The sequence below is a fragment of the Amorphus coralli DSM 19760 genome, from assembly GCF_000374525.1.
In the GTDB taxonomy this organism is placed as follows: Bacteria; Pseudomonadota; Alphaproteobacteria; order Rhizobiales; family Amorphaceae; genus Amorphus; species Amorphus coralli.
Genome location: NZ_KB894576.1, coordinates 31,529 through 45,061, shown reverse-complemented (window position 1 = coordinate 45,061; position 13,533 = coordinate 31,529). Strand labels below are relative to the sequence as shown.

At 70.2% G+C, this 13,533-nt stretch carries 11 protein-coding genes; 5 read left to right on the top strand and 6 right to left on the bottom strand.

Features of this window, described 5'->3' with window-relative positions; genetic code table 11:
• Positions 1 to 69: 69 nt before the first annotated feature.
• The 4 genes from C507_RS0117025 to C507_RS0117010 form a co-directional block, all read right to left on the bottom strand.
• Complete coding sequence (locus C507_RS0117025; RefSeq protein ID WP_018700928.1) at positions 70 to 1,314, bottom strand: CCA tRNA nucleotidyltransferase; 1,245 nt, start codon at positions 1,312 to 1,314, stop codon at positions 70 to 72.
• Positions 1,311 to 1,574 (bottom strand): DUF6111 family protein, encoded by a 264-nt coding sequence (locus C507_RS0117020; protein ID WP_018700927.1) that lies wholly within the window; start codon positions 1,572 to 1,574, stop codon positions 1,311 to 1,313. Before C507_RS0117020 ends, C507_RS0117025 begins: the two co-directional genes overlap by 4 nt.
• Before the next feature lie 77 nt (positions 1,575 to 1,651).
• A complete protein-coding gene (locus tag C507_RS0117015; protein WP_018700926.1) occupies positions 1,652 to 2,317 on the bottom strand; it encodes a CoA pyrophosphatase in 666 nt (221 codons plus the stop codon).
• On the bottom strand, positions 2,314 to 2,931 hold the full coding sequence (locus C507_RS0117010; RefSeq protein WP_018700925.1) for a DUF1285 domain-containing protein: 618 nt from the start codon (positions 2,929 to 2,931) through the stop codon (positions 2,314 to 2,316). Before C507_RS0117010 ends, C507_RS0117015 begins: the two co-directional genes overlap by 4 nt.
• A 234-nt stretch (positions 2,932 to 3,165) precedes the next feature.
• Here C507_RS0117010 and C507_RS0117005 point away from each other — a divergent pair, with 234 nt between their 5' ends.
• Genes C507_RS0117005 through C507_RS0116990 form a run of 4 tightly spaced genes read left to right on the top strand, consistent with a single transcriptional unit; the run spans position 3,166 to position 10,042 of the window.
• Positions 3,166 to 4,173 carry an AAA family ATPase gene (locus tag C507_RS0117005; protein ID WP_018700924.1) on the top strand — a complete coding sequence of 336 codons (1,008 nt, stop codon included), beginning with the start codon at positions 3,166 to 3,168 and terminating at the stop codon, positions 4,171 to 4,173.
• Positions 4,174 to 4,207: 34 nt separating this feature from the next.
• The gene (locus C507_RS0117000; RefSeq protein ID WP_018700923.1) at positions 4,208 to 5,131 is read left to right on the top strand and encodes a DUF58 domain-containing protein; all 924 of its coding nucleotides are present in this window, start codon (positions 4,208 to 4,210) and stop codon (positions 5,129 to 5,131) included.
• Positions 5,131 to 7,953: a DUF4159 domain-containing protein gene (locus C507_RS0116995; RefSeq protein WP_018700922.1), complete on the top strand. Its 2,823-nt coding sequence runs from the start codon at positions 5,131 to 5,133 to the stop codon at positions 7,951 to 7,953. The genes C507_RS0117000 and C507_RS0116995 overlap by 1 nt, the downstream gene beginning before the upstream one ends.
• Before the next feature lie 13 nt (positions 7,954 to 7,966).
• Positions 7,967 to 10,042 (top strand): hypothetical protein, encoded by a 2,076-nt coding sequence (locus tag C507_RS0116990; protein ID WP_018700921.1) that lies wholly within the window; start codon positions 7,967 to 7,969, stop codon positions 10,040 to 10,042.
• A gap of 52 nt (positions 10,043 to 10,094) precedes the next feature.
• Here the strand turns inward: C507_RS0116990 and C507_RS0116985 are convergent, their stop codons facing one another.
• Positions 10,095 to 10,598 carry a GNAT family N-acetyltransferase gene (locus C507_RS0116985; RefSeq protein WP_018700920.1) on the bottom strand — a complete coding sequence of 168 codons (504 nt, stop codon included), beginning with the start codon at positions 10,596 to 10,598 and terminating at the stop codon, positions 10,095 to 10,097.
• Between the two features lie 506 nt (positions 10,599 to 11,104).
• Between C507_RS0116985 and C507_RS22560 the strand changes: the two genes are divergently transcribed.
• Positions 11,105 to 12,340, top strand: coding sequence for a GGDEF domain-containing protein (locus C507_RS22560; RefSeq protein ID WP_018700918.1), 1,236 nt, complete (start codon positions 11,105 to 11,107; stop codon positions 12,338 to 12,340).
• Between the two features lie 6 nt (positions 12,341 to 12,346).
• Here the strand turns inward: C507_RS22560 and argE are convergent, their stop codons facing one another.
• Complete coding sequence (gene argE / locus C507_RS0116970; protein WP_018700917.1) at positions 12,347 to 13,495, bottom strand: acetylornithine deacetylase; 1,149 nt, start codon at positions 13,493 to 13,495, stop codon at positions 12,347 to 12,349.
• Positions 13,496 to 13,533: the final 38 nt, after the last annotated feature.

Below are 13,533 nucleotides of genomic sequence, written 5' to 3'. Positions count from 1 at the left end.
GCTCCTAGGCTCGACGGCTTCGGCGCCCTTCATGCCACGGCGGCAGGCGGCCTGTCACCGAAGCGTCTGTCACCCGGCCGGGCCGGGGATCTCGGCAAGTGCGAGGAGCGCCGCGCGGTCGAGGCTGAAATCGCTGTCGACCCAGACCGTCTCAAGCCGTGCCAGCTCGGCACCAAGGTCAGGGCCGGGCGGGTGGCCGCGCTTGACGAGATGCTTGCCGGTCAGCGGAAAGACCGGGATCTCGCCGGTCTCGGCAAGGTCCAGAAGCGCCGGCCACGGGGCTTCGTCGGGCGCCTCGCGGCCGCCGGCGAAGGCGAGCAGGGCGGCATTGCGGAAGACAGGCCGGCCGAGCCGGTAGAGGAGCTGGCGCGCCGGGGCGCCGGGCTCCACGGGAAAATGCCAGACGGCGTCCACGGCGGCGCGCATTTCCAATGCCTCCGCCTTGGACAGCTTCAGATGCGCGGCGATGCGATCGGCATCCTCGACGGTGGCCGCGCCGGCGGCCGCCAGGCGCAGTGCAGGCGACGGTTCGAGATCGCGCGCCTCTTCCATTCGTGCCAGACGGGCCACGCGCTGCGGCCAGGCCATGCCCTCGAACACGATCTCGACGAGCCCGGCCTCGGACATTAGCGCCAGCGTCGGCGCGGCGCCCGGGGCGACGACGAGACGGCGCATTTCCTGAGCGATCCGCTCGGCCGACAGCTGGCGCAGCCCGTCGCGTCCGCGCACCGCCGCCGCATATCCCTCCGCATCCGGCGTGCCGTCACCGTAGCGGGCATGGAAGCGGAAGAAGCGCAGGATGCGCAGATAGTCCTCGCGCACCCTGAGGTCCGCGTCTCCGACGAAGCGCACCTGCCGCGCCATGCAGTCGCCGTAGCCTTGGGCCGGATCGTGCAGCCGGCCGTGCCGGTCAACCGACAGCGTGTTCATGGTGAAGTCGCGCCGGTGCGCGTCCGCCGTCCAGTCTCGGCCGAAGCGGACCTGTGCATGCCGGCCGAAGGTCTCGACGTCCTCTCGCAGGGTGGTCACCTCGAACGGTATCTTGTCCACCACGACGGTGACGGTGCCGTGCTCGACGCCGGTCGGAACTGCCTTGAAGCCGGCTGCCTCGACGCGCGCGATCACGGTCTCGGGCAGGGCAGTGGTGGCGATGTCGACCTCCTGGACGGTCTCGCCGAGAAGGGTGTTGCGCACCGCGCCGCCAATCACCCGGGCTTCCTCGCCGTCCCGGTCGAGCACCTCGAGGAGCGCCCGCGTGGCGGGCGCGGCGAGCCACTCGGCGCCGGCCAGCGACGGCAGATCGGAATCGCTCATTCGAAGCCGCCCGGCACGAGCTTGCCGTCCTCGAAGGTCAGCGGCTTGTAAACGCCGTCGGAACGCTCGCCGGTGGCGCCCAGCGCGACGAAGCCGATCACGGAAAGGAGCAGGCCGGCCACCGTCAGCCAGTAGGGCGCGGGGCCGATGAAGTAGCGCGCGCGGGTTTCCGTAAGGCCGCGCGTGACGGCAAGGAAGATCGCCCAGCCGATGAAGGGCAGCAGGAAGAGGACGATCTGGACGATGATGATGCGCGCCATGGCGGCTGTCCTGGTCCTTGTCGGTTTCGGGGGCCGGCTCCAGGAACGGGGCGGGCCCGGCTGCAGGGGCGGCAGGGTCAGCCGTAGAGACGTTCGAAGAGCGTGCGGACAATCCCCGCGGTCACACCCCAGATATAGCGCTCGCCGTAGGGCATCGAGTAGAAATAGCGTCGCGCCCCATTCCACTCGCGACTGTTTCGAAGGTGGTTGGACGGCGTCATCAGGTGCGAAAGCGGTACCTCGAAGACGTCGGCCACCTCGTGCGGGTTGGCGACGATCTTGGCCGTTTCCGGGATCAGCGCCACCACAGGCACGATCCGGTAGCCGGAGCGGGTGGAGTAGACGTCGCCGTAGCCCAGCGGTTCCACCAGCGAAGGCGACAGCCCCACCTCCTCGTCCGCCTCGCGCAGCGCCGCGGCCAGAGGATCGCGGTCGCCGGTGTCGATCTTTCCGCCGGGCAGGGCGATCTGGCCGGCGTGCGAGGACAGGTGTGGCGTGCGCAGGGTGAACAGCACCGTCGCCGGCTCGCGCTTGACCACGCCGAACAGCACCGCGGCATCGCGCAGGCTCTCGCCCGGGGGCGCAACGTCCTTCAGGTGCGGGTTGAGGGTGTGATCGCCGGCTCCGGCGAAATCGAAGACGGGATTCTTGAGGTCGATCAGCCGGCCGGCGCGGGCCCGGATGGCGCGCCAGTCCGAGTTCGTGTCGGTGCGGCCGGCGGTCGCCGCCATGTCCATCGTCATCTGCTCAATCGCTCCAGCTCCGCCTGGCGCATCATCGGGAAAAAACGGCCGCCCGACCAGACACCGAACCAGTCGGTGCCGTGACGCGCCTCCGTGGAGCCGTGCTCGACCAGCTCGTAAAGGAGCGCCCGAGACAGCCGCGCGTCCAGCCCACCGCGCACCAGCACATAGGGCTGCAGCCCGTCTGTGTCTTCCTCCGGCTCGAAGCGCAGCGGGTGGTTGGCGTCGACGGTGACGACATCGCCGACGTTGGTGCGCACGGTGAGGATCTGCTCGCGGCCCTCGCCGGAAGCGTGCATCTCCACGCCGATGAAGGGCACGTCTTCCACCTCGATCTCGATCTTTTCCACCGGCGTCACCAGGCAGATGCTGCCGTCGGCCTCCTTGCGCAGGACGGAAGCGAACAGGCGCACCAGCGGCTCGCGGCCGATCGGGCTGCCCATGTAGTACCAGAGCCCGTCACGAGCGATGCGGATGTCGAGCCTGCCGCAGTGCTCGGGATTCCAGCGGTCCACCGGCGCGGGGCCTCGCCCGTCGCCGGCGCGCCCGATCAGCGCCTCCAGGCCGGCCAGTCCGCCGTTCACTTCGTGTTGATCGCCGCCGTTTCCAGCCATGTCCCTGTCCCCGCTTGCGGGCGGCGATGACGCGGGCGAGCGCCGCAATTCCGCCGTCCTTCACCGGATCGAATGCACCGGTGGAACATAAGTTGCACTTCTGCCGATGACGAGGACCGGCCATATCGCGCCTGTGCGATGCTGGCCCGGCACCCTACACTCAGGTCAGTGGGCGTGTTGAGATGGCCGGCATCGCCGGGTGAAACATGGGCCGGGCCACCAGAGGACAAATCGATGAGCGTGATGAACAAGCCGATCGGTGCCGACGACGCTGCAGTGGTCGCGGAGGCCGAGGCGGCCGCGGAGAAGATGGTGGCGGCGCGCGAGGAGATCGGCCGGGTCATCTTCGGACAGGAATCGGTGGTCGAGCGCACCCTGGTCACGCTGCTCGCCGGTGGTCACGGCCTGCTGGTCGGCGTGCCGGGCCTGGCCAAGACGATGCTGGTCTCCACGCTGGGCACCGTGCTCGGCCTTGATTCCCGCCGAATTCAGTTCACGCCCGACCTGATGCCGTCCGACATTCTCGGCGCCGAGGTGCTGGAACAGGCGCCGGACGGCACCCGGACCTTCCGATTCATTCGCGGGCCGATCTTCACGCAGCTGCTGATGGCCGACGAGATCAACCGCGCCAGCCCGCGCACCCAGTCGGCGCTGCTGCAGGCCATGCAGGAGGGTCACGTGACGGTCGCCGGCCAGAGCCACGACCTGCCGCAGCCCTTCCATGTGCTCGCCACCCAGAATCCGCTGGAGCACGAGGGAACATACCCGCTGCCCGAGGCGCAGCTCGACCGCTTCCTGATGCAGATCGACGTGCTCTACCCTGACCGCGAGGCGGAACGCCGCATCCTGCTCGAGACCACCGGCGCGATGGATGTCGAGCCGTCTCCGGTGCTCGCCGGGGGCGATCTGGCGCGCTTCCAGCAGCTCGTGCGGCGGCTACCGGTCGGCGAATCGGTGGTCGAGGCGATTCTCGATCTGGTGCGGGCCGCGCGACCGGGCGAGGACGCCGGCGAGCCGGCAAGCGCGATTGCCTGGGGCCCCGGGCCCCGCGCCAGCCAGGCACTGATGCTGACCGTGCGCGCCCGTGCGCTGATCGAGGGCCGGTTGGCCCCGTCGGTGGACGACGTGCTGGCGCTGGCCGAACCGGTGCTGCAGCACCGCATGGCACTGACCTTTGCGGCGCGCGCCGACGGCCGCACCGTTCCCGGCGTGATCGAGGGCCTCACGGCCCGCCTGCGCTGACCGCCCGAACCCGCAGGAGCGGCGACATCTGATCATGGCGCAATCCGATCGCCTCGACCGACCGGACGACGAAGGCAGTGCCGCGCTTCTGGCTGCGCGCTCGGTCGCGTCCTCGATGCCGGACCTGCTCGTCGAGGCGCGTCGCGTGGCGGCAACCGTCGCCATGGGCTGGCATGGCCGCCGACGGGCGGGGCCGGGCGAGACCTTCTGGGAGTTCCGGCCGTTCGAGACCGGCGAGCCGGCCCACCGCGTCGACTGGAGGCGCTCGGCCCGCGATGACATGCTGTTCGTGCGCGAGCAGGAATGGGAGGCTGCGCACACGGTCTGGCTCTCCGTGGATCGCTCCGAGTCCATGGCCTTCGGCTCGAAGCTTGCCGGTGTCACCAAGCGCGACCGCGCCATCGTCCTGTCGCTGGCATTGGCCGATCTCCTGGCGCGCGGCGGCGAGCGGATCGGTCTCATCGACGGCATGCGACCGACCGCCAGCCGGGACGCGGCGGAGCGGGTGGCCAGCGCCCTGATGCACCTCCCGGCGGCGAGCACGCTTCCGGACACCGGCGCGGTCCGTCGCTTCTCCGATGTCATCCTCGTCGGCGACCTGCTGGATCCGCTCGGTGAGATCGATGCCTGGATCGAAGGGCTGGCCGCCACCGGCGCGCGGGCCCATCTCGTCCAGGTGCTCGATCCCATCGAGGAAACCTTTCCCTTCGGCGGGCGCGCCGAGTTCCGTGATCCCGAGAGCGGCACCGCGCTGCTGGTCGGCCGCGCCGAACGCTGGCGCGATGACTATCGCCGGGTGCTGGCGGCCCACCGCGAGGCGCTTGCCGACCGCTGCCGGCGGCTCGGCTGGACCTTTCTCGTTCATCACACCGACCGCTCGCCCACCGAGCCGCTGCTGGCGCTCCGCGCCCGCCTGTCGCCGGCGCAGGGTGCGGAAAGCCTGCGGAGGGCGTCGTGATGGGCGGGCTCCTCTCCCTGGGCTTCACCGCACCGGCGGTGCTGGCCGGCCTGGCCCTGCTGCCGGTGATCTGGTGGTTGTTGCGGGTTACCCCGCCGCGGCCTCAGCGCATTGCCTTTCCGCCCACCCGGCTGCTGCTGGAACTGGTCAAGCGCGAGGAAACCCCGTCGCGCAGTCCCTGGTGGCTGATGCTCCTGCGGTTGCTGATCGCGGCGCTGATCATCATCGCGCTGGCCGGCCCGGTCTGGCGCCCCGCGTCGGATGCCGCCGCCGGTGACGGTCCGCTGTGGCTGGTGGTCGACAATGGCTGGGCCGCCGCGGATGCCTGGACGGAGCGCCGCCGCGTCGCCTCAGGCCTGATCGATCAGGCCCAGAGCGCCAACCGCCCGGTGGTTCTGATCGCGACGGCCGAGGGCAGCAACCAGCCGGCCGAGCCCGTGGAAGCCGCAGAAGCCCGAGACCGGCTGACCGCGCTGGAGCCGCGCTCCTGGACGACGCGGCGCGGCGATCTGACCGATCTGGTCCGCCGGACCGGCGACGTGGCGGCCCCCGGCCTGGTCGCGTGGCTCACCGACGACCTGGAGAGCGCCGGCACGCCGGAGTTCGAGGCGGCACTGGCAGAGGCTGCCGGCGACGCCCCGATCGAGGTCTATCGCGGCGGATCGGCGGGCCTCGTGGCGCTGGCCGGCGTGCAGAACGGCAGCGAGGGCATGGACGTGCGGGTCGTGCGGCTGGAGGATGGCGGCAGCGATCCGGCGCCGGCCGGCGTCCTGGTCGCGCGTGATCGCCGCGGCTTCTCGCTGACGGAGGCGCCGTTTGCCTTCGAGGGCGGCGCCACGCAGACCAGCGTGCGGCTCGACCTGCCTGTGCAGCTGAGGAATGACATCGCCCGGCTCGACGTGGCCGGGCTGGAAACCGCCGGCGCGGTGCAGTTGATCGACGACCGCTGGCAGCGGCGCACGGTGGGCCTCGTCTCCGGCGGCTCGTCCGATCTCGCCCAGCCGCTGCTGTCGCCGCTCCACTATCTGCAGGGCGCCCTCGACCCCTATTCGGAGATTCGCGAGCCGCGCGCCGAGGACACGTCGGCCGCCATCGAACAGCTCATCGACGGCGGCGTTTCCGTGATCGTGCTTGCCGACGTCGGCACGCTGCTTCCCGCCGCCGAGCAGGCGCTGGAATCCTGGGTCGGCGAGGGCGGCGTACTGGTCCGTTTCGCCGGGCCGCGCACCGTGGAAGGCATCGACGACCTGGTGCCGGTGCCCATGCGCGAGGGCGCCCGGGTGCTGGGCGGCAGCCTGTCGTGGGAGGACCCGCAGCCGCTTGCACCCTTCGACGAGGCGAGCCCCTTCGCCGGGCTGGAGATTCCGGGAGACGTGGCCGTCACCCGCCAGCTCCTTGCCGAGCCCGACGCCAGCCTCCCCGACCGGACATGGGCGAGCCTCGCCGACGGAACGCCGCTGGTCACCGCGCGCGGCATGGGAAGCGGCTGGCTGGTCTTCTTCCACGTTACCGCCGACACGACCTGGTCGACGCTGCCGCTCTCCGGCACGTTCGTGGAGATGCTGCGCAAGCTGGTGGGGCTGGCCGGAACGCCTCCCGGAGGCGAGGGGAGCGAAACCCGGAGCGCGCCGCTGCCGCCGCTGCGCGTGCTGGACGGCAAGGGACGGCTGGTGGAGCCCGGTGGAGCGGTGCGCCCGCTGCCCGCGGCGGCCGACGCCGACATCGTCATTGGCCCGGAGCATCCGCCCGGCCTCTATGGCACAGAGGACGGCTTCCGGGCCCTCAACCTTCTCGGCGAGGACGACACGTTGCAGCCCCTCGATCTCGACGCGCTCGGCGACGGCGCGATCGTCTCTTCCTATGCCACCCTCGGCCCGGTCGATCTGAAGCGCTGGGTACTGGGGGCGGCGGCCGCGCTGCTGCTCCTCGATGCCCTCGCGGTGCTGATCCTCGCGGGCGGGCTCGGCGGCGGCGGTCGGCGCCGTGCCGTGGCCGCCGCGGCGGCCGGTCTGCTGGCGCTCGGCCTCGTGGCCGGTCCGTCGCCGGTGATGGCCCAGGAGCGCGACCGTTCCTTCGACATGGAAGCGGCGCTGGACACCCGTCTCGGCTATGTCCTGACCGGCGACGACGGGATCGACGAGACCAGCCGCGCCGGCCTGTCCGGCCTGTCGATGTTTTTGGCCCGCCGCACCGCGCTGGAGCCGGCGGAGCCGATGGGCGTGGACCTGGAGACCGACGACCTCGCCTTCTTCCCGCTTCTCTACTGGCCGGTGACGGAGGATGCGCCGCGCCCCTCCGACGAGGCGATGGCCAAGGTCGACGCCTACATGAAGAATGGCGGCACGATCCTGTTCGACACCCAGGACGAGCTGACTGCCGGGACCCGGGTGGATCAGCTGGGCGCGAGCCCGGCCACCATGCGCCTGCGCGCCATCCTCGACGGGCTCAACATCCCGCCGCTGGAGCCGGTTCCGGACGACCACGTCCTCACCAAGGCCTTCTATCTGTTGCAGGAATTTCCGGGCCGCTATGCGGGCGGGCCGCTCTGGGTGGAAGCGCTGACCGGCGACGCCTCGGCCGCCGGCCGTCCGGCTCGCTCCGCCGATGGTGTGTCGCCGATCATGATCACGGCGAACGACCTCGCCGGGGCCTGGGCCATCGGCGGGGACGGCAACTTCCTGCTGCCCACGGTGCCGCAGGACCCGTTCCAGCGGGAGATCGCCATCCGAACCGGGATCAACATCGTGATGTACACCCTGACCGGCAACTACAAGGCCGACCAGGTGCACGTGCCGGCGCTGCTCGAACGGCTCGGCCAGTGAGGGAACGGTACGCATGACCTGGTCCCTCGCCTTCGACCCGCTGGTCCCCGTCTGGCTGGTGATCGCCTTCGCCGCCGTTGGGCTGGCCCTGGTGCTTGCTGCCGCGGTGCGCAGGGTGCGCGGCGCGGTGATCCGGGCGCTGGCCGTGGCCGCCCTGGCGGTTGCCCTGCTCAACCCGTCGCTGCGCCAGGAGATCCGCACGCCGCTGTCCAGCGTCGCGGCGGTGGTCATCGACCATAGCCAGAGCCAGGGGATCGAGAACCGGCTGGACGAGACAGCCGCCATCCGCGAGGCGGTGGAGGCCCAGCTGGGCGACCTCGACGGTATCGAGGTGCGCAGCGTCGTCGTGGACCGGGCGGAGGGTGCCGGTGCCGACGGAACGAAGCTCTTCGGCGCGGCTTACGATGCGCTGTCCGACGTGCCGCCCGACCGGGTGGCGGGCGCCATCCTGATCACCGACGGCCAGGTGCACGACGCCCCGGCCGAGGGCGCCGATCCCGGCATCTCGGGGCCGGTGCATGCCCTCGTTACGGGCCGGCCGGACGAGATCGACCGGCGCATCGTGCTCGACCGTGTGCCGCGCTTCGGCCTCGTGGACACCATGCCGAACGTGGAGCTCACGGTCGAGGACCAGGGCGCCGGCGAAGGGGGCGGCACGGCGCGTCTGACCATCCGCCGGGACGGCGAGGAGATCGCCACCCGCCAGGTTCCCGTCGGCCAGCGGGTCACGGTTCCGGTGGAAATCGCTCACGGTGGCGACAACATCTTCGAATTCGAGGTGGATCCCCGCGAGGGTGAGCTCTCCGACGTCAACAACCGCGCCGTCGCCATCATCGACGGGGTGCGCGACAATCTGCGGGTGCTGCTGGTATCCGGCGAGCCGCATCCCGGCGAGCGGACCTGGCGCAACCTGCTGAAGTCGGACGCCTCGGTGGATCTCGTCCACTTCACCATCCTGCGGCCACCGGAAAAGCAGGATGGCACGCCGATCAACGAGCTGTCGCTGATCGCGTTTCCGACCCGGGAGCTCTTCTCGGAGAAGATCGACGAGTTCGACCTGATCGTCTTCGACCGCTACCACCGGCGCAACGTGCTGCCGTCGCTCTATTTCGACAACATCGCCCAGTATATCCGCAACGGCGGCGCGGTTCTCGTTGCCTCCGGACCGGACTATGCCGGCCTGCAGAGCATCTTCTACACGCCGCTCGCCGACGTTCTGCCGGCCGAACCCACCGGCGAGGTGGTCGAAGAACCCTTCTATCCGCAGGTGAGCGAGCTCGGCGGCAAACACCCGGTGACCCGCGACTTGCCGGGCGCGGCCGGCGATCCGCCGGACTGGAGCGAGTGGTTCCGCCTCATCGACTCCATCCCCGGCGAGGGCGACACGATCATGACCGGGCCGGACGACAAGCCGCTCCTGGTCCTGTCGCGCCGCGGCGAGGGCCGCATCGCGCTGATGCTGTCCGACCATGTGTGGCTGTGGGCGCGCGGCTTCGAGGGTGGCGGTCCGTACGTGCCGCTGCTGCGCCGTCTCGCCCACTGGCTGATGAAGGAACCGGAGCTGGAGGAAGAGGCGCTCAGGATCTCCGGCGAAGGCGGCGAGCTCGTGGTGGAGCGCCAGACGCTGGGCGACAGCGCGGCGCCCGTCACGCTGACCGCCCCGGGGGGTGAAGAGCGCACGATTACGCTCGAGGAGGCCGAGCCGGGCCTGTGGCGCGCCAGCGTCGACGTTGACAATGTGGGCATCTATCGCGCCGCCGACGGCGAGCGCACGGCGATTGCCCATGTCGGACCGCCCAACCCGCGCGAGATCGCCGACCTGCGCTCGACCACCGAGCGCCTCGCTCCGGTTGCCGCCGCCACTGGCGGATCGGTGGTCCGGGCCGTTTCGGACGGCGCGGTCGACCTGCCGCGACTGACGCTGCGCGATGCGGGCGAACGGATGAGTGGCCTCGGCTGGATCGGCCTCAAGCGCTCGGAGGCCAGTTCGCTGGAGGGGGTCCAGCAGATCCCGCTCCTTTCCGGCTTCCTGGGCCTTGCCGTGCTTCTGGGGCTGATCGGGGCCACGTGGTTCCGCGAGGGCCACTGACTCCCTGTCGGTCAGGCAAGCGGACCTGAAGCGCCCGCAAATGGCGCCGGCGTCACTGCGCTCGGAGCCGGCGCGCCTCTCCGGTGATCGAGCCGGCATCGCCGGTCAGCTCGGCTGCGAGGATCCGGCGCGGGTCCACCGGTCCCGGCAGCGTGATGCGGCCAGGCGTCACCGGCGCGAACCCGACGGGCGCGTAGTAGGGCGGATCGCCCACCAGCAACACCAGACGATGACCGAGTTCGGCGGCGCGCTCGACAGAAGTGCGCACCAGCGCACGGCCGATACCCCGGTTGGCGACGTCGGGATGGACGGCGAGCGGGCCGAGCAGCAGCGCCGGCGCGTCGCCGATCTCCATCGGCGTCAGCCGCACCGATCCGACAAGCCGGCCGTTCCAGGTTGCGACGAAGGAGATGGCCGGGTCGTGCGGCACGCCCTCGCGCAGCCGGTAGGCGGTCCGTGCGAAGCGGCCAGGCCCGAAGGCGGCGTCGTTGAGGTTGTCGATGGCCGGCGCGTCGCCGGGATCTTCAAGTCGGATCTGGTGGGTTTCAGCGGTCACGGTGTTGGCCCCGGAGCAGGCCTCGGTCCGGTCGGTGCGACCGGAAAGGACGGGCTGCTCGTCTTGTCGGTTCTGTCACCGGTTTTCCCGATCGGGCCGAAACCCGGGTCGGACCGGTGCCAGGCAGATGCGGCGGCAACCGCTCCGGGCCGTCCGACGAGGGCTGGCCGAAGCGGATCAGACGAAGCGGATCATCGCCGGCCGGCTGGCCGGGCGATTGTCCGCGGTTCGTCGTCGGATCCTGCCGTGAACCGTCTCCCGGCACGGCGCCGAGGCGGTCCGCGCGTGGCTGGTCGGGAAGGCGATCATTGGCGGGGCCAACTCCAGTTGCGAAACGGGCGCTTCGCTAGCATGCGGGGGGAGGCGTGTCCACGGCTGCCGGCGGTCACGGGCGCAGCGGCGCGGCTGCAAGGCTCGCGACGGGTCGATCCGGCAGAGATATGCGGCGCCAAGTGTGCCATAACGAAATCGACCACAGGGCACGGAGGGGGCAACGGGACTCCGGCATGATTTTTGACGTACGGACGCTCTACACGTCTTCGATCCTGATTCTTGGCCTCGTCGGCCTGCTGCTTCTATGGGCCTGGCTCCAGAACAGGCGCAGCGAAGCGCTGATCTGGTGGGCGCTGTCCTTCCTGGTGTCGACGGCCGGGGTCGTCCTTCTTTCCGATTACGACAAGATCCCGGATCTGTGGACCGTGGACGTCGCGCTGATGCTTTTCATCCTGGCGCACGGCCTGGTCTGGGCGGGTGTCCGGTCCTTTGTCGACAGGCCCTTTCCCTGGCTCGGACTGATCGCCGGGCCGGCGATCTGGCTCATTGCCTACCAGACGACGGACCTGGACGAATCGACCATGGGTCGGGTGCTGCTCGTCGCCACCCTGTCGAGCGCCTACACCTTCTGCGCCATCTGGGTGATGGTGCGCGACGGTGCCTGGAAGCTGCGCTCCGGCCGCCTCGCCATCATCCTGCTGGCGGCTCACACGCTGGGTCACGTGCTCCGCATCCCGATCGCGGACTACTATCCCTATTCGTTCGAGGCCGACGTCGAAGGCATCGCGATGGCCGGCCTGACGCTGGAGCCGATGCTGTTCGCGGTGGCACTCGGGTTCGTTCTCCTGCTGATGACCCGCGAGCGCTGGGACGCGGAGACCACGCTGGCGGCCACCACCGACGTGCTCACCGGCAGCTTCAACCGGCGCGGCTTCTTCGAAGCGGCGGACGCAGCACGAGAGCGCGCCCACCGGAACGGCGAATCCGTTTCGCTGCTGCTTCTCGATCTCGATCATTTCAAGCATGTGAACGACACCTACGGTCACGCCGCCGGCGACGAGGTGCTCCAGTCCTTCACCTCCCGCGTGCGCGGCGTGCTGCATGTCGACGACATCTTCGGCCGGATCGGCGGCGAGGAGTTCACGATCCTGATGCCGCAAGCGGGCGCCGGCGAGGCGGAGGCGCTCGCGGAACGGGTGCGCAACACCGTGGACGCGCAACCGATCATGTGGCGCGCCAACCGGATCCGGGTCTCGGTCAGCGTCGGCCTGGCGGTCGATCCGGAAGCTGGCCGGTCGCTGGACGAACTTCTGGAGGACGCCGACAAGGCGCTCTACGAGGCCAAGCGGCTGGGCCGCAACCAGGTTGTGGCGGCACGTTCCGACGACACGCTCGAACCCGTTGTCGACCCCAATCCGGAGCGGGCGCACCGCGATCAGACGCTGCGGGACGCGGCAGAAGAATCCTGAGCCGGGTCAGGACAGATCGGTGATCAAGCGCCGCATGAAAGCGGTGCCGGCCTCGAGCTGTTCGACGGCGAGGAATTCGTCGGGTTGGTGGGCCTGGTCGATGGAGCCCGGCCCGCACACCACCACCGGCCAGCCGGGCTGGCGGAACTGGCCGGCTTCCGTTCCGTATGAAACCGCATGCATGCCGTTGTCACCGGTCAGGCGTCGGCACAGCGTTTCCGCCGGATTGTCCGGCAAGGGAACCAGGCCCGGCACGTGTGCACGCACCTCGACGTCGACACCGGTCTCCGGATCAATCGCCTTCATCGGCGGCTCGATCGTATCGGCCACGTAGGTCCTGTAGCGGGCCAGGTAGGCAAACGGATCGTCCTCGGGCAGCGCCCGGATGTCGGTGACGAAGGAACAGTCGCGCGCCACGATGTTGTGGGCGGTCCCACCGTGGATCATGCCGGTGTGAATGGTCGTGTAGGGCGGGTCGAACGGTGAACCGTCCACAGGGTGCGCCATGTTCGCCTGCAGAAGGTCGTCGAGGAACGCCACCAGCCGGCAGCCGACGACGACGGCCGACACACCCCGGTTCACCTGGCTGGAGTGGACCGGCTTGCCCCGCACCGTCGTGGTGAAGGAGAAGGTCGTCTTCTGGCCGGTCACCACCCGCATGCCGGTGGGCTCGCCAACGATGACGGCCGAGGGCGGGGCGATCGTCTCCGCCATCGCGGCGATCATCGAGGGCGCTCCGCGACAGCCGACTTCCTCGTCGTAGGACAGTGCCAGATGGATGGGGCGCTTCAGCCCGGCCGCGGCCATCTCCGGCACGAGCGCGAGCGCGATGGCCAGAAACCCCTTCATGTCGGCGGTGCCGCGTCCGTAGAGCAGCCCGTCGCGCTCGACCATCGTGAACGGGTCGCTCGACCATGGCTGCCCCTCCACCGGCACCACGTCGGTGTGGCCGGACAGGACCACGCCGCCGGCCACGTCAGGACCGATGGTGGCGTAGAGGTTCGCCTTCTGGCCGGTCTCGTCGTGAACCAGCGTCCAGCCGATGCCATGGGCCTCGAGATGGTCCTGCACGAAGCCGAGGAGCGAAAGGTTGCTGTCGCTCGACACGGTCGGGAAGCCGACAAGCCGGGCGAGCATTTCCTTCGGGGTCGGCATGAACCATCCTTTCCAGGCCGTCGGTGTCCGCCGGGAGA